Genomic DNA, 17,307 nt, shown 5'->3' with positions numbered 1-17,307 from the left:
TACGGAATATGGCGTTACAGCGGTGCATAAGATGTTCAATGATAATGCCTGAATTATGTTATGGTTATCGGTTAAGCTATTTTGCTGATATGTCCACCTGTTCAGGCTCTTAATTCAATAAATAAAATAGATATTTTTCGATGAAAGAACTCGTTTTATCACTTCCAAATGAAAATGCCACAGTTGCATTGGGTAATGCAGTGGCGTCAGTCGGCGATCGCGGCTATGTTATTTATTTATATGGTGATCTCGGTGCAGGAAAAACCACATTTAGCCGTGGTTTCCTACAGGCGCTCGGCCATCAGGGGCATGTGAAAAGTCCAACTTATACGCTGGTTGAACCTTACGCTTTACAACCACGGCCTGTCTATCATTTTGACTTGTACCGTCTGGCTGATCCTGAAGAGCTGGAGTTTATGGGGATCCGTGATTATTTCCATCAGGACGCTATTTGCCTGGTGGAATGGCCTCAACAAGGCACTGGTGTTTTGCCTGATGCCGATATTGAGCTGCACTTGAGTTATGACAGCGAAGGCCGACAGGCGCGTTTTGTTGCGTTATCTGAATATGGTGAAAGTCTGTTGGATAATTTGAAGTCCTTATGAAGGAATACCCGACCATGATGAATGCCTTTTTCGTGAATGTGGTAAAAAAATGGCATGCCCACTGGGTGATGGCCTGTATTTTGTTTGTCATGCTGAGTCAATTGGTCATGACAACGGCTACGGCGGCTACGTTGTCGAATGTTCATGTGAATAATAGCCCCTCTGAGGCCACAGTAACGTTGGAATTCACTGGCGGGCGTCCTGATTATCGATTTTTTCCTTTGCATTCTCCTGAACGATTAGTCGTGGATATTCGTCAATCTGGCAAAATCGTTGGTCTACCGATGCGTTTATCCGGGCAGGATTTGGTCAGGCTGGTACGCTCCAGTCAGCCACCTGATGCACATCATCAGAGGGTTGTGCTGGAATTGGCGAATAAAGCTACAGAGACGTTTTCAGTGAAGAAAGCAGGTAGCAAATACCAGCTAGTTATTACTCTGAAAACCAAGGGCGTAGTGAATAATAGAGCACCTATTTTCAGGGACAATATTGCTAAAAATGAAAGTAAGCAGTCACTTTCTTCTGATGCCCAGTCAATGAAACTGGAGGCAAAACCTGCCCCGAAATCTCATGAACCCACGAATCTTAATGAGAAAAGCGTGAAAAAACAGGCAATTCAATCTGGGCAAGGAAAAGGTATCCGCCCGATTGTGGTTGCTATTGATGCAGGGCATGGTGGGCAAGATCCCGGTGCGATTGGTCAACATGGATTGAAGGAAAAAAATGTAACCATTAGTATTGCCCGTAAACTGGAAACACTTTTACGCAATGATCCCATGTTTAAGCCTGTACTGACGCGGAATGGCGATTATTTTATTTCTGTGGCGGGACGTTCCGAAGTTGCCCGTAAGCATAGAGCCAATATGTTGATATCAATTCATGCGGATGCGGCTCCTAATCGTGGTGCCAGAGGGGCTTCTGTCTGGGTGCTCTCTAATCGCCGTGCAAACAGCGAATTAGGTAATTGGCTGGAACAGCATGAGAAACAATCTGAGTTGCTGGGAGGCGCAGGAGATGCCCTTGCCAATGGCACTGACCCATATTTGAGTCAGGCTGTGTTGGATTTACAATTCGGCCATTCCCAGAGAGTTGGTTATGATGTCGCTATGCAAGTATTGAGTCAGCTCACCAGAATTGGTTCTTTGCATAAACGCACGCCAGAGCATGCGAGCCTCGGTGTTTTACGCTCGCCGGATATCCCGTCTATTTTAGTGGAAACCGGATTTATCAGTAATCTGTCTGAAGAAGAATTATTGGGTTCCAATCAATATCAGGAAAAATTGGCGCAAGCCATCCATTTAGGATTACGTCATTATTTCCAGACTAACCCATTGCAGGCAGCACCAAAGTAACCAATATATCTGCCTATCAGAATAGGCTTAAAATCGTAAGTAAGGTCGAATAATGGCTATCAAGATATTACCCCCACAATTGGCAAATCAGATTGCCGCTGGTGAAGTGGTTGAACGCCCTGCATCAGTGGTGAAAGAATTGGTGGAAAATAGTCTTGATGCCGGTGCTGCCCGCATTGATATCGATATTGAACGTGGCGGCGCAAAGCTGATTCGAATCCGTGATAACGGCTGCGGAATCAGTCAACAAGACCTTACCTTAGCGTTGGAACGTCATGCCACCAGTAAAATTGCTTCATTGGATGATTTGGAAGCGATTATGAGTATGGGCTTCCGTGGAGAAGCGCTGGCGAGTATCAGTTCTGTTTCTCGGCTGACATTAACCTCTCGCCCTGAAAGCCAGACAGAAGCGTGGCAATCTTATGCCGAAGGCCGTGATATGGAAGTAACGGTTAAACCTGCTGCGCATCCTGTGGGTACGACGGTTGAAGTGTTGGATCTGTTTTATAACACGCCTGCCCGCCGCAAATTCCTGAGAACGGAAAAAACGGAGTTTGGTCACATTGATGAAGTGGTACGCCGGATCGCATTGGCGCGGCTGGATGTTGCTATCAACCTGAATCATAACGGAAAGTTGGTGCGCCAGTATCGTCCTGCTAAAGACGAATCTCAGCATGAACGGCGTTTGGCCGCAATTTGTGGTACGACGTTTGTACAGCAGGCTTTGGCGTTGTCATGGCAACATGATTCCCTGTCCATTAAAGGTTGGGTGGCTGACCCAATGAGCGCTACGGCCGGAAGCGATATTCAATATTGCTATGTCAATGGACGTATGATGCGGGATCGGCTGATTAATCATGCGATTCGCCAAGCCTATCAAGATTTGATTCAGGGGGAGCAACAACCTGCTTATGTTCTGTATTTGGAGATTGATCCGCATCAGGTGGATGTCAATGTGCATCCTGCCAAACATGAGGTTCGTTTCCATCAAGCGCGGTTGGTGCATGATTTTATTTATCAGGGTGTGTCTGCGGTATTGAAACAGCGTAGTAAGGGCGCAGAGTTAGAGCTTGGCTGTCAGGAGACGGCAGCAAATTGGGTGCCAGAAAATCGCCCTTCTGCGGGAGAAAACCATTTTCTTCGGAAAAGCAACGTGCCAGCAGATCCTGAATCTTCCCGACGTCATGATACTGATGGGAATGGTAATAACGACAAGAAGCAGGAACATGGGGAACGACAGTATTCAGGCCGTGAAACACAGCCATCGCATCATGGAGAAAGCTATCAGAAAAAACAGGGTGAACTGTACCGGAAGCTGATGCAGTTTTCACCGGAAGAAAAGCACCCTTTGTTCCCGCAAAGAGCCACTTCATCGCCTGATTCGTCAAGTTCCGGCTCAATGTCTGTTCCGGTCAGCCCAATTCAACCGGGGCAGGGAAAAAATAACGCGGTTAGTATTGGCAATACGTATGGCATTGAAAAATACACATTCGGAAAAGTATTGAGCATTTATGCCGATTGCCATGCCTTGATTGAATCGCCATTAGGGATAGGCTTGCTTTCGCTCCCAGTCGCTGAGCGCTGGTTGAAGCAGGCGCAACTGACGCCGGGAGAACTGACGCCGGGAAAACAGGGGCTTAAATCTCAGCCTTTGTTGATCCCGCTGAAACTTGCTCTCAATCAGACAGAAATGAGCACGTTGAAGCAGAATAGTGAGCTACTGAAGACTTTTGGTATTGAATCGACAGTCGCACATGGAAAAGTGACCATTCATGCGGTATCGTTGCCTTTGCGTCAACAGAACCTGCCAAAACTTCTGCCGGAGCTGTTGGGTTACCTTGGCGGATTGTCAGCCGCTTCTACTGAACAGGTGGCAATTTGGCTCTCCCGTCATTTGGGTAGTGAGCATGAAACGTGGAACGTCGCACAAGCCGTCCAACTTTTGGCTGATGTCGAGCGTCTTTGCCCTCAACTGGTGGTATCACCACCGGAAGGGTTATTACAGTTAATTGATTTACAAGCAGTGGTGGCACGCCTTAATCATGAGTGATTTAAAAACTCAACATCTGCCGACAGCCATTTTTATCATGGGGCCAACGGCTTCAGGAAAAACGGCGTTATCGATCGCCTTGCGTCAGCATCTTCCGGTTGAATTAATCAGTGTTGATTCCGCGTTGATTTACCGTGGAATGGATATTGGGACAGCCAAGCCTTCCGCAGAAGAGCAGGCACAGGCACCTCATCGCCTGATTGATATTCTCGATCCTGTCGAAACCTATTCCGCTGCCGATTTTCGCCGTGATGCTCTAAAAGAAATGGCAGAGATCACGGCGGCGGGGAGAATTCCACTCCTGGTTGGTGGAACCATGCTATATTTCAAAGCATTGCTGGAAGGATTATCGCCTTTGCCCTCTGCAAATCCTGAAGTTCGGGCGCAGATTGAACAGCAGGCAGCGGAGATTGGATGGGATGCATTGCATCGGCAGTTACAGGAAATTGATCCGGTTGCGGCTGTAAGGATCCATCCTAATGATCCACAACGTCTTACTCGTGCACTGGAAGTTTTTCGGATTTCGGGTAAAACTCTAACTGAATTGACAGAAACGTCTGGAGAAATATTGCCGTATCGCGTTCATCAATTTGCGATCGCGCCTGCAAGCCGTGAAATTTTGCATCAGCGTATTGCAGCCCGTTTTGAACAAATGATCAAATCAGGGTTTGAAGATGAAGTGAAAGCGCTTTATGCTCGTAGCGATTTGCATACAGATTTACCCTCCATTCGTTGTGTTGGTTATCGTCAGATGTGGTCCTACCTCGCAGGCGAAATATCTCATGATGAGATGATCTATCGTGGTATCTGTGCGACGCGCCAATTGGCGAAACGTCAGATCACGTGGCTCAGGAGTTGGGACAATGTGACTTGGTTGGATAGCGATCAACCTAAACAATCACTAAACGCAGTCATGCAGGTTATTAGTACATAAATTCATTGATTGTGTACAATTGATCGGTACAAAGTATCATTTTTGAGTAGTTACTTTTTCGAACCAATCGGTTCTTAGTTAAAAACAACAAAATAAGGAAAATATAGAATGGCTAAGGGGCAATCTTTGCAAGATCCATTCCTGAATGCTTTACGGCGTGAAAGGGTCCCGGTTTCTATTTATTTGGTCAACGGTATCAAATTACAGGGTCAGATTGAATCTTTTGACCAATTTGTCATTTTACTGAAAAACACTGTCAGTCAGATGGTTTATAAACATGCCATCTCAACTGTTGTGCCTTCCCGCCCTGTGTCTCATCATGGTAGCAACCAGAATGTGACAACTGGCGTTGGAAATTATCATGCTGGCGCTACCCCGGCAGCACAACAGGAAACTGATGCCACTGAGTAAACCAGTGGCTGTGCATGACGTAAATAAAAACATAGGTAGGGAGACTTTACCTATGTTTTTTCCTATGGATTTTACTTAGCCTGAGGGGTTGCACCGTTGTTTGATCGTTATGAAGGCGGAGAATTAGCTGTTCTGGTGCATGTTTTCTTCTCACAGGAAAAAGATACGGAAAATCTCAGTGAGTTTGAATCATTGGTAACTTCCGCAGGTGTTTCTCCTGTGCAGATTGTAACGGGAAGCCGGAAGGCACCTCATCCGAAATATTTTGTCGGAGAGGGTAAGGCAGAGGAAATTGCCGAAGCTGTCAAAAACAGTGGCGCAGATGTGGTTTTATTTAACCATACTCTCAGCCCGGCCCAGGAACGTAATCTTGAGCGCTTGTGTCAGTGCCGCGTTGTTGATCGCACGGGCGTGATCCTGGATATTTTTGCTCAGCGGGCAAGAACGCACGAAGGCAAGTTGCAGGTTGAACTGGCGCAATTGCGTCACTTATCTACCCGACTGGTACGGGGCTGGACCCACCTTGAACGCCAGAAAGGGGGGATCGGGCTGCGTGGTCCCGGAGAAACTCAGCTGGAAAGTGACCGTCGTATGTTGCGTGACAAAATCAAACAGATTCTGGGGCGTCTCAGCAAGGTTGAAAAACAGCGTGAACAGGGGCGTCAGGCACGCAATAAGGCAGATATTCCTACCGTTTCTCTTGTTGGTTATACCAATGCAGGGAAATCGAGCTTATTCAACAGGATAACTTCTGCTGAAGTTTATGCGGCTGATCAGCTTTTTGCCACCTTAGATCCGACCCTGCGCCGAATAGACGTGGATGATGTCGGTGCCGTGGTTTTGGCGGATACAGTTGGTTTTATCCGTCATTTGCCCCATGATCTGGTTGCAGCATTTAAGGCGACTTTGCAGGAGACCCGGCAGGCAAAATTGCTGCTGCATGTTGTCGATGCAGCTGATAGTCGTCTTGATGAAAACATCATCGCTGTTGATAGTGTCCTTGAAGAGATTGAATCCCATGAAATTCCTTCTCTATTGGTCATGAATAAAATCGATATGTTGGAAGATTTTGTTCCACGCATCGACCGCGATGAGGAAAACTACCCTGTCAGGGTATGGTTATCAGCGCAGACTGGTGAAGGCATTCCGCTTCTATTACAAGCCTTGACTGAACGCCTTTCAGGTGAAATCGCACACTATGAATTGCATCTTCCGCTGGAAGCGGGGCGTCTGCGCAGCCGTTTCTACCAGCTTCAGGCTATTGAGCGTGAATGGGTGGAAGAAAATGGTCAAATGGGTATTGAAATCAGAATGCCAATGGTGGATTGGCGCCGCCTGTGCAAACAAGAACCAAATTTACCCGACTATGTTGTCTGATTGATTGGCGCAGAGCAACAAACAAGGTATCATTTTACCCGCCATTTCAAGGTGCTTATGGTCATGGCGTAGCGGAGATGGAATGGCGGTGATGAAATGACTGTGCCAAAATTGCAGTGACTGAATTGCACTGTCAAAAGTATCACCAAATAATATTGGTTGCTTACAAAAACAACGAAATTTGTTGTTTCTGCCCATGGAGGCCGCTGTCAGACCTGTCAGGAACAGGCAACGGCCTGTGAAGTGGGAAGCCTCACCCATCAGGGTGGAGAGCAGTCACCTCTGAAAAACCAGTAAAAACTAAAAAGTGGAGCTAAAACATGGCGTGGAATCAGCCCGGTAATAACGGACAGGACCGCGACCCGTGGGGAAGCAGCAATAATAATGGCGGCAACTCCGGCGGCAACAATAAAGGTGGTCGAAACCGTGGAGCAACTGATCTCGACGATCTGTTCCGTAAACTGAGTGAAAAGCTCGGTGGTCTCGGTGGAAACAAAGGTGGAAATGGTTCTGAACAGAACTCTAAATTTGGCGGGCGTCTTATTGGTCTTGCCGTCGCTGTTGCAGTTGTTGTCTGGGTTGTAAGTGGTTTCTATACGATTAAAGAAACAGAGCGTGGTGTAGTTACTCGGTTGGGTAAATTTAACCACGTTGTTCAGCCTGGCTTGAACTGGAAAATGACGTTTATCGATCGAGTACGTGCCGTTAACGTCGAATCTGTTCGTGAACTGGCAACAACGGGTGTCATGCTGACATCAGATGAAAACGTTGTGCGTGCTGAGATGAACGTTCAGTACCGTGTCACTAACCCTGAAGCTTATCTTTTCAATGTCACCAATCCTGATAACAGCCTGCGTCAAGCGACAGACAGCGCTGTGCGTGGCGTGGTTGGCAAATACTCAATGGAAAAAATTCTGACAGCAGACCGTACGATTGTGCGTAACGATACTCAGAAAGTACTGGAGGAAACTATTCGTCCGTACAACATGGGGATCACGTTGCTGGACGTTAACTTCCAAACTGCGCGTCCACCAGAAGAGGTGAAAGCGGCATTTGATGATGTTATCGCCGCCCGCGAAGAAGAGCAGAAAACCATCCGTGAAGCAGACGCTTATAAAAACTCAGTTCTGCCAATAGCCAAGGGTTATGCTCAACGTATCATTGAAGATGCTAAAGCCTATAAAGTGAGTGTGGTATTGAATGCACAGGGTGAAGTGGCAAGTTTTGCCAAAATTCTGCCTGAGTATAAAGCTGCACCGGAAATTACCCGTGAGCGTCTTTACATTGAAACAATGGAACGTATTCTGAGTCAGACCCGCAAAGTTATTGCAAACGAAAAGAGCAACAACATGCTGGTATTACCATTAGATCAAGTTTTACGTAACCAGTCTGAAATGCCGACACGTCATCAGGACGCTAAAGTCGCCCCAGAACAGCGTAATACGACACATCCTACATCTACACAAGGGCGTTCAACCGATTCTGGCTATGGCAATTCAGGCTATGGTGATTCAAACAACCTGCGTGGTGAGACGCTAAGACAAGGGAGACCATAATCATGCGTAAGTCGTTCGTCTTTGCTATTGCCATCATATTGGTTGGGCTGTATTCGTCGATATTTATCGTATATGAAGGTCAGCGTGGCATCGTGCTGCGTTTTGGCAAAGTTATGCGTGACGCTGAAAATAAACCTGTGGTTTATCAGCCTGGTCCGCACTTCAAAATTCCATTTATTGAAACTGTTAAAACGCTTGATGCTCGTATCCAGACTATGGATATCAAAGCTGACCGTTTCCTGACAAGTGAAAATAAAGACCTGATTGTTGACTCTTATCTGAAGTGGCGCATTAACGATTTCAGCAGATATTATCTGGCAACAGGTAATGGAGAAATTTCTCAGGCTGAACTGCTGTTGAAACGTAAATTCAGTGACCGTCTGCGTTCTGAGATTGGTCGTTTGGATGTCCGTGGCATCGTGACAGATTCTCGTGGTCGTTTGACGACAGATGTGCGTGATGCGCTGAACTTGGGAACAAGTGATGCTGATACTGCTGATAACGAGATTGCTTCGGCAGCGGCCCGAGTGGAGAAAGAAACGAAAGGTAAACAACCAATCCTGAACCCGAACAGTATGGCAGCATTGGGGATTGAAGTTGTGGACGTTCGTATCAAGCAAATTAACTTGCCAGATGAAGTCTCAGACGCAATTTATCAGCGTATGCGTGCAGAACGTGAAGCGGTAGCCCGTCGCCATCGTTCACAAGGTCTGGAAGAAGCTGAGAAAATCCGTGCAGCCGCTGATAAGACAGCGACTGAAATCAAGGCCGCAGCAAAAAGTGAGGCATTGGTTTTACGCGGTGAAGGTGATGCGGAAGCAACCAAATTGTTTGCTGACTCATTCAGCAAAGATCCGGAATTCTACGCATTCATCCGTAGCCTGCGTGCTTATGAAAATAGCTTCAAAAATGATGGCAACATCATGGTGCTCAGCCCGGATAACGATTTCTTCCGTTATATGAAAGAGCCGACTAAGCAACACAATCGTGCGAATGATTAAGTGGTTTTGACGGGCAAATAGCCTCCAATCTACTTTAATTGGCAAAATAAACCTAAAGCGGCCAGCGTGTGTCTGGCCGCTTCCTAAGCCACTGTAAAAAAACATATAGTGGCTTTTTTGCATGTTATTTTCATTACCAATGTTTACTTAGCAGCCCATTTATATGACGAAACGAAATAACAGAAGTAACAAAAAATACTGAAAGGTGCTAAATGAGATGTTAGAATCCATTTTTAAGCAACCGAGTGAATTTTTGAAATGGGTAAGAACGTTGTCGTATTGGGCACCCAATGGGGTGACGAGGGCAAGGGTAAAATCGTCGACTTGCTGACTGAACGAGCTAAATACGTAGTTCGTTATCAGGGGGGCCACAATGCCGGCCATACACTAGTCATCAACGGTGAAAAAACCGTTCTCCACTTAATCCCATCTGGGATCTTACGTGAAAACGTCATTAGCATTATCGCAAATGGGGTCGTTTTAGCACCAGATGCTTTGATGAAAGAAATGAAAGAGCTTGAATCACGTGGGATTCCTGTACGTGAGCGCCTGCTTATTTCTGAAGCTTGTCCGCTGATCCTGCCTTACCATGTTGCATTGGATAATGCCCGCGAGAAAGCGCGTGGCGCCAAGGCGATTGGTACAACAGGTCGTGGTATCGGCCCTGCATATGAAGACAAAGTCGCACGTCGTGGCCTGCGTGTCGGTGATCTGTTCGATAAAGAAAATTTCGCAGCCAAGCTGAAAGAAATCATTGAATACCACAATTTCCAACTGGTTAACTATTACAACGAACCAGCGGTTGATTACCAGAAAACGCTGGATGATATTCTGGCTGTTGCTGACATCCTGACTGGCATGGTAGTTGACGTTTCTGACCTGCTTTATAAAGCAACTCAGAAAGGTGAATTGGTCATGTTTGAAGGCGCACAGGGTACGCTGCTGGATATCGACCACGGTACCTATCCTTATGTGACTTCTTCCAATACGACTGCGGGTGGTGTTGCGACTGGTTCCGGTCTGGGCCCACGTTACGTTGACTATGTACTGGGTATCATCAAGGCTTACTCCACCCGTGTTGGTGCAGGCCCATTCCCAACTGAATTATTTGATGAAACCGGTGAATACCTGCGTCAGAAAGGTCAGGAATTTGGTGCGACTACAGGCCGTAGCCGTCGTACTGGCTGGTTGGATATCGTTGCTATCCGTCGTGCGATCCAAATCAATTCCCTGTCTGGCTTCTGCATGACCAAACTGGACGTGCTGGATGGCTTGAAAGAAGTCAAAATCTGTGTTGGTTACCGTAAGGCAGATGGCTCTGTCATTGATACTACTCCTCTGGCAGCAGAAAACTGGGAAGGTCTGGAAGCAGTTTATGAAACTCTGCCAGGTTGGGATGAAAGCACTTTCGGTGTGAAAGATCACAGCCAGTTGCCACAAGCAGCATTAAACTACATCAAGCGTGTAGAAGAGCTGACCGGCGTTCCTGTTGATATTATTTCTACAGGCCCAGATCGTGCAGAAACGATGATCCTGCGTGACCCATTTGATGCTTAATTGATAGCTTAATCTTTTGGGCAAATAACCGGGCTTAATGCCCGGTTTTTACTTTTTATAGCTAAAGAAATTCATAGATAAAGGAATTTACAGATAAAAAAATAAAGAAGCGAATCGCCCGTTTTGCTTAATTTTTAAAATACCCACATAATAATGAACAACTAACGAAAACCAACAAACAGACATTTTTTGGTTCCAAATAAACCCCCGTTATATTCAGTCTCTCAGAGGTGAGTGTGCAGTTAACCAGTTTTACTGATTATGGACTACGTGCCTTGATTTACATGGCTTCTTTACCGGAAGGTCAAATGACGAGCATTACAGAGGTAACTGAAGTTTATGGTTTATCACGTAATCATATGGTAAAGATCATCAATCAACTGAGTCACTTAGGATTGGTGAATGCTGTCAGGGGAAAAAATGGTGGCATAAGTCTGGGTAAACCTGCCAGCGAGATCAGAATTGGTGATGTGGTTCGTTCATTGGAACCACTTTCATTGGTTAACTGTAGTGCCTGTCAAATAACGCCTGCATGTCGCTTAAAATCAGTCTTGAATCAAGCGGTAGAAAATTTTTTGGAAGAGTTGGATAAACATACTTTGGCCGATATGGTTGAAGACAATCGTCCCCTTTATCAATTGCTTCTGATTAAGTGAAGCAGGGGGATAAACAGCTTGCTGATGACAACAGAGGAATGACGATGTCAAAAGATCCTTTTCAGGAACGAGAGGCTGAAAAATACGAATCTCCTATCCCAAGCCGTGAATACATCTTGGATATCATTTCTAAACACACCATTCCGGTAAGCCGTCAGGAATTAGCACAAGAACTTGAGTTAACCAGTGCAGAAGCACAAGAAGCATTGCGCCGCCGTTTGCGGGCAATGGAACGCGATGGGCAGTTGGTTTTTACCCGCCGTCAATGTTACGCGTTGCCAGAAAGGCTGGATTTATTGAAAGGTACGGTGATTGGGCATCGTGATGGATATGGCTTCCTGCGTGTGGAAGGCCACAAAGAAGATTTTTATCTGCCTTCTGAGCAGATGAAAATAGCAATCCATGGTGATGTTATACTGGCGCAGCCTTTGCAATCAGACAGAAAAGGCCGCATTGAAGTGCGCATCGTGCGGGTATTGGAGCCAAAGAGCAGCCAAATCGTTGGGCGATACTTCATGGATGCTGGCATGGGCTTTGTCGTTCCTGATGATAGCCGCTTGTGTTTCGATATCTTGATCCCCAAAGAGGAAATTTGCGGGGCAAGAATGGGGAGCGTTGTGGTGGTTGAATTGACGAATCGCCCGACCCGCCGAACCAAGGCCATAGGTAAAATTGTTGAAGTGCTGGGCGAAACGATGGGAACGAACATGGCGGTCGAAATTGCGCTTCGTACCCATGAAATCCCCCATAGCTGGTCACCAATGGTAGAAACACAGGTGGCCGATCTGGATGAAAACGTTCCGGAATCTGCCAAACAAGGTCGTGTTGATTTACGTGAATTACCGTTGGTGACGATCGATGGCGAAGATGCCCGTGACTTTGATGATGCCGTGTATTGCGAAAGAAAACGCGGTGGTGGCTGGCGTTTATGGGTTGCGATTGCCGATGTCAGTTACTACGTTCGCCCGCAGACACCGTTGGATACAGAAGCACGTAGCCGGGGTAATTCGGTCTACTTCCCTTCTCAGGTTGTACCGATGTTGCCGGAAGTGCTGTCGAATGGATTGTGTTCCCTCAATCCAGAAGTCGATCGCCTGTGTATGGTGTGCGAAATGACGGTTTCTGCCCAAGGCAAACTATCTTCCTATAAGTTTTACGAAGCAGTGATGAATTCACATGCTCGTTTGACTTATACGAAAGTCTGGAAAATCTTGCAGGGCGATCAGGAGGTGCGTGATCACTATAAACCACTGGTGAATCATATTGAGCATCTGCATGAACTTTATCAGGCATTAGAACAGGCACGTGAACAGCGTGGTGCCATTTCGTTTGAATCTGAAGAAGCCAAGTTTATTTTTAATGCGGAACGTCGTATTGAGCGGATCGAGCCAGTTGTACGCAACGATGCGCATAAACTTATTGAAGAGTGCATGATTCTGGCAAATATCGCTGCGGCTCGCTTTGTTGAGAAATATCAGGAGCCTGCGTTATATCGTATTCATGACCGACCAAGAGAAGAGAGTATTCTGAACCTGCGTTCAGTCTTCAACGAATTGGGGCTGAGTCTATTGGGTGGGATGAAACCAGAACCGAAAGACTATGCACAGTTGATGAAGGACGTCGCGGATCGGCCGGATCATGAGCTGTTGCAGACCATGCTGCTGCGTTCAATGAAACAAGCGATCTATGAGCCTGAAAACCGTGGTCACTTTGGCTTGTCGCTGCGTGCTTATTCTCACTTTACTTCACCGATTCGCCGCTATCCTGATTTGGCGTTACACCGAGCGATCAAGTACTTATTATCGCAAGAGAATGGTGTTGTTGAACATGGTGTTGTTAAACATGGTGTTGTTAAACATAGTATCGCTGAACATAGCTCGACACCGACAGGCGGTTGGCATAATGATATGGATCACATGCTGCAACTGGGTAATCATTGCTCCATGACGGAACGCCGTGCCGACGAAGCAACAAGGGATGTAGCAGATTGGCTGAAATGTGATTTCATGCAGGATCAGGTAGGCAATGTTTTCACCGGATTGATTACCAGCGTGACAGGCTTTGGCTTCTTTGTTCGTTTGCATGATCTGTTCATTGATGGTTTGGTGCATGTTTCGACGCTGGATAACGATTATTATCGATATGATAATGTTGGTCAGCGTTTGATTGGTGAATCTTCTGGGCAGACTTATCGCCTTGGTGACGAGGTTGAAATCCGCGTAGAAGCGGTTCACATGGATGAACGTAATATTGATTTTACTTTGCTTTCAACAACGCGTAAGGCACGAAACCAAGGTAAAACAGCGCGCGATAAAGCGAAAAAAGGCAGGCCAGAACGTAAAAATGACAGAAAAGGCCGTGATTATAAAAAATCAGCCAATGTTGAGTCAGATGGCGCTTTCAGTAAAAAGAAAAGTGCGGAAAAGCCTAAATCGTCCAAGAAAAGCAATGCTAAGCAAGGCAATACTCATCAAAGTAATGCTACTCAAGGTAATGAAGATCAAAGTAATACCAAGCAAAGCAAAAAGAAAAAACAGTCTGACAAGACCAAAAGAATTACGGCAAAACTGAAAGCGAAACGCGCGAAAAAAAGAGCGGGTTAATAGCCCATAAAACAGCCGGTAAAAACAGTTAATCAGTGAGTTAGGTATTAGCCAGTCATGAGTGAAATTATCTACGGTATTCATGCCGTTAAAGCTTTGTTGGAGAGCGATCCACAACGCTTCATGGAAGTTTATGTATTGAAAGGGCGTGAAGATCGCCGTTTAACCCCATTGTTGCAGGAACTGGAAAGCATCGGCATTGCTGTGCAACTTGCCAATCGCCAATGGCTGGATGCCCAGACAGAAGGCGCGGTACACCAAGGAATCATTGCACGGGTTAAACCGGGGCGTCAGTATCAGGAAAGTGATCTGCCTGATTTATTATCAGGGTTGGATCGTCCATTCCTGCTGGTATTGGATGGCGTCACCGATCCACATAATCTTGGAGCTTGCCTGCGTACTGCGGATGCTGCGGGGGTTGATGCGGTTATCGTTCCGCGCGATCGTTCAGCACAACTGAATGCGACAGCGAAAAAAGTTGCCTGTGGCGCGGCGGAAAGCGTTCCACTGATTCGCGTTACCAACCTTGCCCGTACCCTGCGCTTACTGCAAGAACACAATATCTGGGTCGTTGGCACTGCGGGAGAAGCGACTCATGCGTTATATGAGAGCAAACTGACTGGCCCTATGGCCTTGGTCATGGGCGCGGAAGGTGAGGGTATGCGCCGACTGACCCGCGAACACTGCGATGAGCTGATCAGTATTCCTATGGCGGGTTCAGTTTCTTCCTTGAATGTATCGGTTGCTACAGGGGTATGCCTGTTTGAAATCGTGCGCCAGAGAAACACTCAATAATTCAAGTTCTTTCATTCGAAAGCGTCTGAAAGAAGAATAAACGCGTTTTCTTTACCGGTATCTTGAGTTTTTTGTCTTGTACGGGTATAGTGACGCGTCGATTTTTCAGCCGTACTAAACACGTTCCTTGCCTCCATGGGCCACGGCTGACCCTGACAGGAGGCTGAATAATCCGTAAGGAGCAATGCTAATGCGTCATTACGAAATTGTTTTTATGGTCCATCCTGATCAAAGCGAACAGGTTCCGGGCATGATCGAGCGTTACAGTGCGACTATCACTAACGCGCAAGGTCAGATTCACCGTCTGGAAGACTGGGGCCGTCGTCAACTGGCTTACCCAATCAACAAACTGCACAAGGCTCACTACGTTCTGATGAACGTTGAAGCGCCACAAGAAGCGATTGATGAGCTGGAAACTAACTTCCGCTTCAACGATGCCGTTATCCGCAGCATGGTTATGCGCGTTAAGCACGCAGTAACTGAAGCATCACCAATGGTTAAGGCTAAAGACGAACGTCGTAGCCGTGATCTGGTCTTGGAAGAAGACCTGGTTGATGATGTTGATGAAGCTGGGGATTCTGAAGAGTAATCACCGTGACAACGAATCGTTTGGTGCTCTCTGGCACAGTGTGCAAGACACCGATACGAAGAGTCAGTCCATCCGGCATTCCACATTGTCAGTTTGTGCTTGAACATCGTTCACAACAACAGGAAGCCGGATTCAGCAGGCAGTCATGGTGCAGAATGCCCGTCATTGCCAGCGGACAATTGTTACAGGAATATACTCACAGTATAACGGTCGGCAGTAGAATCACTGTTTCAGGATTCATTAATTCCCATCATGGGCGTAATGGTCTTAGCAAATTGGTTCTTCATGCCGAGCAGATTGAATTGATAGATTCTGGAGACTAGCCAAATGGCACGTTATTTCCGTCGTCGCAAGTTCTGCCGTTTCACAGCGGAAGGCGTACAAGAGATCGATTATAAAGACATTGTTACGCTGAAAAACTACATTACCGAAAGCGGTAAAATTGTACCAAGCCGTATTACTGGCACTCGTGCAAAATACCAGCGCCAGCTCGCTCGTGCTATCAAGCGTGCGCGCTACCTGTCTCTGTTGCCTTACACTGATCGTCATCAGTAATAGGCTCAGTCCATTAACGACTTTGAGAGGATAAGGTAATGCAAGTTATTCTGCTTGATAAAGTAGCAAACCTGGGTAGCCTGGGTGACCAAGTTAACGTTAAAGCGGGTTATGCCCGTAACTTCTTAGTACCACAGGGCAAAGCTGTTCCTGCGACTAAGAAAAACATCGAATTCTTCGAAGCTCGCCGTGCTGAACTGGAAGCTAAACTGGCTGACGTTCTGACAGCAGCAGAAGCTCGTGCAGAGAAAATCACTGCACTGGGTTCTGTCACCATCGCTTCTAAAGCGGGTGACGAAGGTAAACTGTTCGGTTCTATCGGTACTCGTGACATCGCTGATGCAGTTATTGCTGCTGGCGTTGAAGTATCTAAGAGCGAAGTTCGCCTGTCTAACGGCGTTCTGCGTACTGTTGGTGAGCACGAAGTTCACTTCCAGGTACACAGCGATGTATTCGCACAGTTGAACGTTAACATCGTTTCAGAAGCTTAATCCCTGATTAGCTGAAGAACATGTGACAAAAAACGCTGGCAATGCCAGCGTTTTTTATTATTTAAACCAAGATATTATTTTGACTCTGAAAGCCAACGAACAGTGTGGCAACTCTCTGGCTTGAGCCCTTACCCAATACTTACCTATGAAATGATGGCCTTAGTTATCTCGGTCACTGTGTCGATAATGTCTTGAGGTGCTTTCTCAATAAATTTGACCTGACGATCCAAAAAATCTAAGGATTTAACCTGATGAATGAGAATTGTACCTTGGGTAGATAATTCTTCGGGTAAGGGAACTTCTAGCTTCATTCCTCTCACTGTACTGGTGATTGGGGCTACAACAGCAAATCCGGTATGCTCATTAAACATCTTGCGAGAGATCACGAATGCAGGGCGGCGTTTCATGATTTCCTTTCCTGCGCTCGGATCGAAGTCTATTGAGACAATATCTCCTTTGTCTGGTATGTACATCAGAGTATTTCCTTACCAACAGGTTTAGCGTTGAGCCACTCTTTATCCTCGTCTGTTACCGTGAAACATTCTTTAGGGCTTCCAGCCAACAATGATTCCAGCGTCAACTCTTCTTTGATGGGTGTAAGCACAATTTTGTTATCCTGAATGGATAGGTCTAATTTTGAACCAGTATGCAAATTAAGTGTTTTCACAATGGCTTTTGGGATGCTAACTATATTAGCTCCACCAGATTGGCGGATGACAACAGCAGTCATGTCTGGCCCTCCTTTTATTAAAGTTATACTAAAGTATAATAATAT

Annotated in this window: 19 protein-coding genes; 16 read left to right on the top strand and 3 right to left on the bottom strand. The window is 46.3% G+C overall.

The window, feature by feature from the left end:
• Nucleotides 1-140: 140 nt before the first annotated feature.
• The 6 genes from tsaE (at nt 141) to hflX (ending at nt 6,729) form a co-directional block, all read left to right on the top strand.
• Nucleotides 141-605 (top strand): tRNA (adenosine(37)-N6)-threonylcarbamoyltransferase complex ATPase subunit type 1 TsaE, encoded by a 465-nt coding sequence (tsaE, locus tag AB204_RS05765; RefSeq protein WP_047962429.1) that lies wholly within the window; start codon nt 141-143, stop codon nt 603-605.
• A 14-nt stretch (nt 606-619) separates the two neighbouring features.
• The gene (gene amiB, locus AB204_RS05760) at nt 620-1,957 is read left to right on the top strand and encodes an N-acetylmuramoyl-L-alanine amidase AmiB (protein ID WP_047962428.1); all 1,338 of its coding nucleotides are present in this window, start codon (nt 620-622) and stop codon (nt 1,955-1,957) included.
• Between the two features lie 52 nt (nt 1,958-2,009).
• Nucleotides 2,010-4,007, top strand: coding sequence for a DNA mismatch repair endonuclease MutL (gene mutL / locus AB204_RS05755; RefSeq protein WP_047962427.1), 1,998 nt, complete (start codon nt 2,010-2,012; stop codon nt 4,005-4,007).
• Nucleotides 4,000-4,941 (top strand): tRNA (adenosine(37)-N6)-dimethylallyltransferase MiaA, encoded by a 942-nt coding sequence (miaA, locus tag AB204_RS05750; RefSeq protein ID WP_047962426.1) that lies wholly within the window; start codon nt 4,000-4,002, stop codon nt 4,939-4,941. Before mutL ends, miaA begins: the two co-directional genes overlap by 8 nt.
• A 108-nt stretch (nt 4,942-5,049) precedes the next feature.
• Nucleotides 5,050-5,352, top strand: a complete 303-nt coding sequence (gene hfq / locus AB204_RS05745; RefSeq protein ID WP_047962425.1) for an RNA chaperone Hfq — start codon at nt 5,050-5,052, stop codon at nt 5,350-5,352.
• A gap of 96 nt (nt 5,353-5,448) precedes the next feature.
• Nucleotides 5,449-6,729: a ribosome rescue GTPase HflX gene (gene hflX / locus AB204_RS05740; RefSeq protein ID WP_047962424.1), complete on the top strand. Its 1,281-nt coding sequence runs from the start codon at nt 5,449-5,451 to the stop codon at nt 6,727-6,729.
• Here the strand turns inward: hflX and AB204_RS23015 are convergent.
• The gene (locus AB204_RS23015) at nt 6,709-6,990 is read right to left on the bottom strand and encodes a hypothetical protein (RefSeq protein WP_167336739.1); all 282 of its coding nucleotides are present in this window, start codon (nt 6,988-6,990) and stop codon (nt 6,709-6,711) included. The genes hflX and AB204_RS23015 overlap by 21 nt on opposite strands.
• Nucleotides 6,991-7,049: 59 nt before the next feature.
• Here AB204_RS23015 and hflK point away from each other — a divergent pair, with 59 nt between their 5' ends.
• The 10 genes from hflK to rplI all read left to right on the top strand — a co-directional run bounded on the left by hflK (nt 7,050) and on the right by rplI (nt 16,532).
• Entirely contained in the window at nt 7,050-8,285 is a 1,236-nt protein-coding gene (gene hflK / locus AB204_RS05735) for an FtsH protease activity modulator HflK (protein WP_047962423.1), read from the top strand.
• Between the two features lie 2 nt (nt 8,286-8,287).
• Nucleotides 8,288-9,286: a protease modulator HflC gene (gene hflC, locus AB204_RS05730; protein ID WP_047962422.1), complete on the top strand. Its 999-nt coding sequence runs from the start codon at nt 8,288-8,290 to the stop codon at nt 9,284-9,286.
• Between the two features lie 258 nt (nt 9,287-9,544).
• Nucleotides 9,545-10,843, top strand: a complete 1,299-nt coding sequence (locus AB204_RS05725; RefSeq protein ID WP_047962421.1) for an adenylosuccinate synthase — start codon at nt 9,545-9,547, stop codon at nt 10,841-10,843.
• A 236-nt stretch (nt 10,844-11,079) separates the two neighbouring features.
• The gene (nsrR, locus tag AB204_RS05720; RefSeq protein ID WP_047962420.1) at nt 11,080-11,499 is read left to right on the top strand and encodes a nitric oxide-sensing transcriptional repressor NsrR; all 420 of its coding nucleotides are present in this window, start codon (nt 11,080-11,082) and stop codon (nt 11,497-11,499) included.
• A gap of 44 nt (nt 11,500-11,543) precedes the next feature.
• Nucleotides 11,544-14,102, top strand: a complete 2,559-nt coding sequence (rnr, locus tag AB204_RS05715) for a ribonuclease R (protein ID WP_047962419.1) — start codon at nt 11,544-11,546, stop codon at nt 14,100-14,102.
• A 57-nt stretch (nt 14,103-14,159) separates the two neighbouring features.
• Nucleotides 14,160-14,897, top strand: coding sequence for a 23S rRNA (guanosine(2251)-2'-O)-methyltransferase RlmB (gene rlmB, locus AB204_RS05710; protein ID WP_047962418.1), 738 nt, complete (start codon nt 14,160-14,162; stop codon nt 14,895-14,897).
• A gap of 190 nt (nt 14,898-15,087) precedes the next feature.
• The gene (gene rpsF / locus AB204_RS05705) at nt 15,088-15,486 is read left to right on the top strand and encodes a 30S ribosomal protein S6 (RefSeq protein WP_047962417.1); all 399 of its coding nucleotides are present in this window, start codon (nt 15,088-15,090) and stop codon (nt 15,484-15,486) included.
• A 5-nt stretch (nt 15,487-15,491) separates the two neighbouring features.
• A complete protein-coding gene (gene priB, locus AB204_RS21220; protein ID WP_072061396.1) occupies nt 15,492-15,809 on the top strand; it encodes a primosomal replication protein N in 318 nt (105 codons plus the stop codon).
• 4 nt (nt 15,810-15,813) lie between these two features.
• Entirely contained in the window at nt 15,814-16,041 is a 228-nt protein-coding gene (rpsR, locus tag AB204_RS05695) for a 30S ribosomal protein S18 (RefSeq protein WP_012986941.1), read from the top strand.
• A gap of 38 nt (nt 16,042-16,079) precedes the next feature.
• The gene (gene rplI, locus AB204_RS05690) at nt 16,080-16,532 is read left to right on the top strand and encodes a 50S ribosomal protein L9 (RefSeq protein WP_047962415.1); all 453 of its coding nucleotides are present in this window, start codon (nt 16,080-16,082) and stop codon (nt 16,530-16,532) included.
• A 143-nt stretch (nt 16,533-16,675) separates the two neighbouring features.
• Here rplI and AB204_RS05685 read toward each other — a convergent pair whose 3' ends face one another.
• Together AB204_RS05685 and AB204_RS05680 are read right to left on the bottom strand one after the other, a co-directional pair.
• The gene (locus AB204_RS05685) at nt 16,676-17,005 is read right to left on the bottom strand and encodes a type II toxin-antitoxin system PemK/MazF family toxin (RefSeq protein WP_047962414.1); all 330 of its coding nucleotides are present in this window, start codon (nt 17,003-17,005) and stop codon (nt 16,676-16,678) included.
• Nucleotides 17,005-17,262, bottom strand: coding sequence for an AbrB/MazE/SpoVT family DNA-binding domain-containing protein (locus tag AB204_RS05680; RefSeq protein ID WP_047962413.1), 258 nt, complete (start codon nt 17,260-17,262; stop codon nt 17,005-17,007). The genes AB204_RS05685 and AB204_RS05680 overlap by 1 nt, the downstream gene beginning before the upstream one ends.
• Nucleotides 17,263-17,307: the final 45 nt, after the last annotated feature.

This window comes from Xenorhabdus khoisanae, assembly GCF_001037465.1.
Taxonomy (GTDB): domain Bacteria; phylum Pseudomonadota; class Gammaproteobacteria; order Enterobacterales; family Enterobacteriaceae; genus Xenorhabdus; species Xenorhabdus khoisanae.
Note: the sequence above shows the minus strand (reverse complement) of the source record. Positions and strands in the feature narration are given on the sequence as shown.

Excerpts from the sequence above, each read along its gene's own strand:
- tsaE (WP_047962429.1), top strand. The coding sequence starts at position 141 with ATGAAAGAACTCGTTTTATCACTTCCAAATGAAAATGCCACAGTTGCA.
- amiB (WP_047962428.1), top strand. The coding sequence starts at position 620 with ATGATGAATGCCTTTTTCGTGAATGTGGTAAAAAAATGGCATGCCCAC.
- mutL (WP_047962427.1), top strand. The coding sequence starts at position 2,010 with ATGGCTATCAAGATATTACCCCCACAATTGGCAAATCAGATTGCCGCT.
- miaA (WP_047962426.1), top strand. The coding sequence starts at position 4,000 with ATGAGTGATTTAAAAACTCAACATCTGCCGACAGCCATTTTTATCATG.
- hfq (WP_047962425.1), top strand. The coding sequence starts at position 5,050 with ATGGCTAAGGGGCAATCTTTGCAAGATCCATTCCTGAATGCTTTACGG.
- AB204_RS23015 (WP_167336739.1), bottom strand. The coding sequence starts at position 6,990 with ATGGGTGAGGCTTCCCACTTCACAGGCCGTTGCCTGTTCCTGACAGGT.
- hflK (WP_047962423.1), top strand. The coding sequence starts at position 7,050 with ATGGCGTGGAATCAGCCCGGTAATAACGGACAGGACCGCGACCCGTGG.
- hflC (WP_047962422.1), top strand. The coding sequence starts at position 8,288 with ATGCGTAAGTCGTTCGTCTTTGCTATTGCCATCATATTGGTTGGGCTG.
- AB204_RS05725 (WP_047962421.1), top strand. The coding sequence starts at position 9,545 with ATGGGTAAGAACGTTGTCGTATTGGGCACCCAATGGGGTGACGAGGGC.
- rnr (WP_047962419.1), top strand. The coding sequence starts at position 11,544 with ATGTCAAAAGATCCTTTTCAGGAACGAGAGGCTGAAAAATACGAATCT.
- rlmB (WP_047962418.1), top strand. The coding sequence starts at position 14,160 with ATGAGTGAAATTATCTACGGTATTCATGCCGTTAAAGCTTTGTTGGAG.
- rpsF (WP_047962417.1), top strand. The coding sequence starts at position 15,088 with ATGCGTCATTACGAAATTGTTTTTATGGTCCATCCTGATCAAAGCGAA.
- rpsR (WP_012986941.1), top strand. The coding sequence starts at position 15,814 with ATGGCACGTTATTTCCGTCGTCGCAAGTTCTGCCGTTTCACAGCGGAA.
- rplI (WP_047962415.1), top strand. The coding sequence starts at position 16,080 with ATGCAAGTTATTCTGCTTGATAAAGTAGCAAACCTGGGTAGCCTGGGT.
- AB204_RS05685 (WP_047962414.1), bottom strand. The coding sequence starts at position 17,005 with ATGTACATACCAGACAAAGGAGATATTGTCTCAATAGACTTCGATCCG.
- AB204_RS05680 (WP_047962413.1), bottom strand. The coding sequence starts at position 17,262 with ATGACTGCTGTTGTCATCCGCCAATCTGGTGGAGCTAATATAGTTAGC.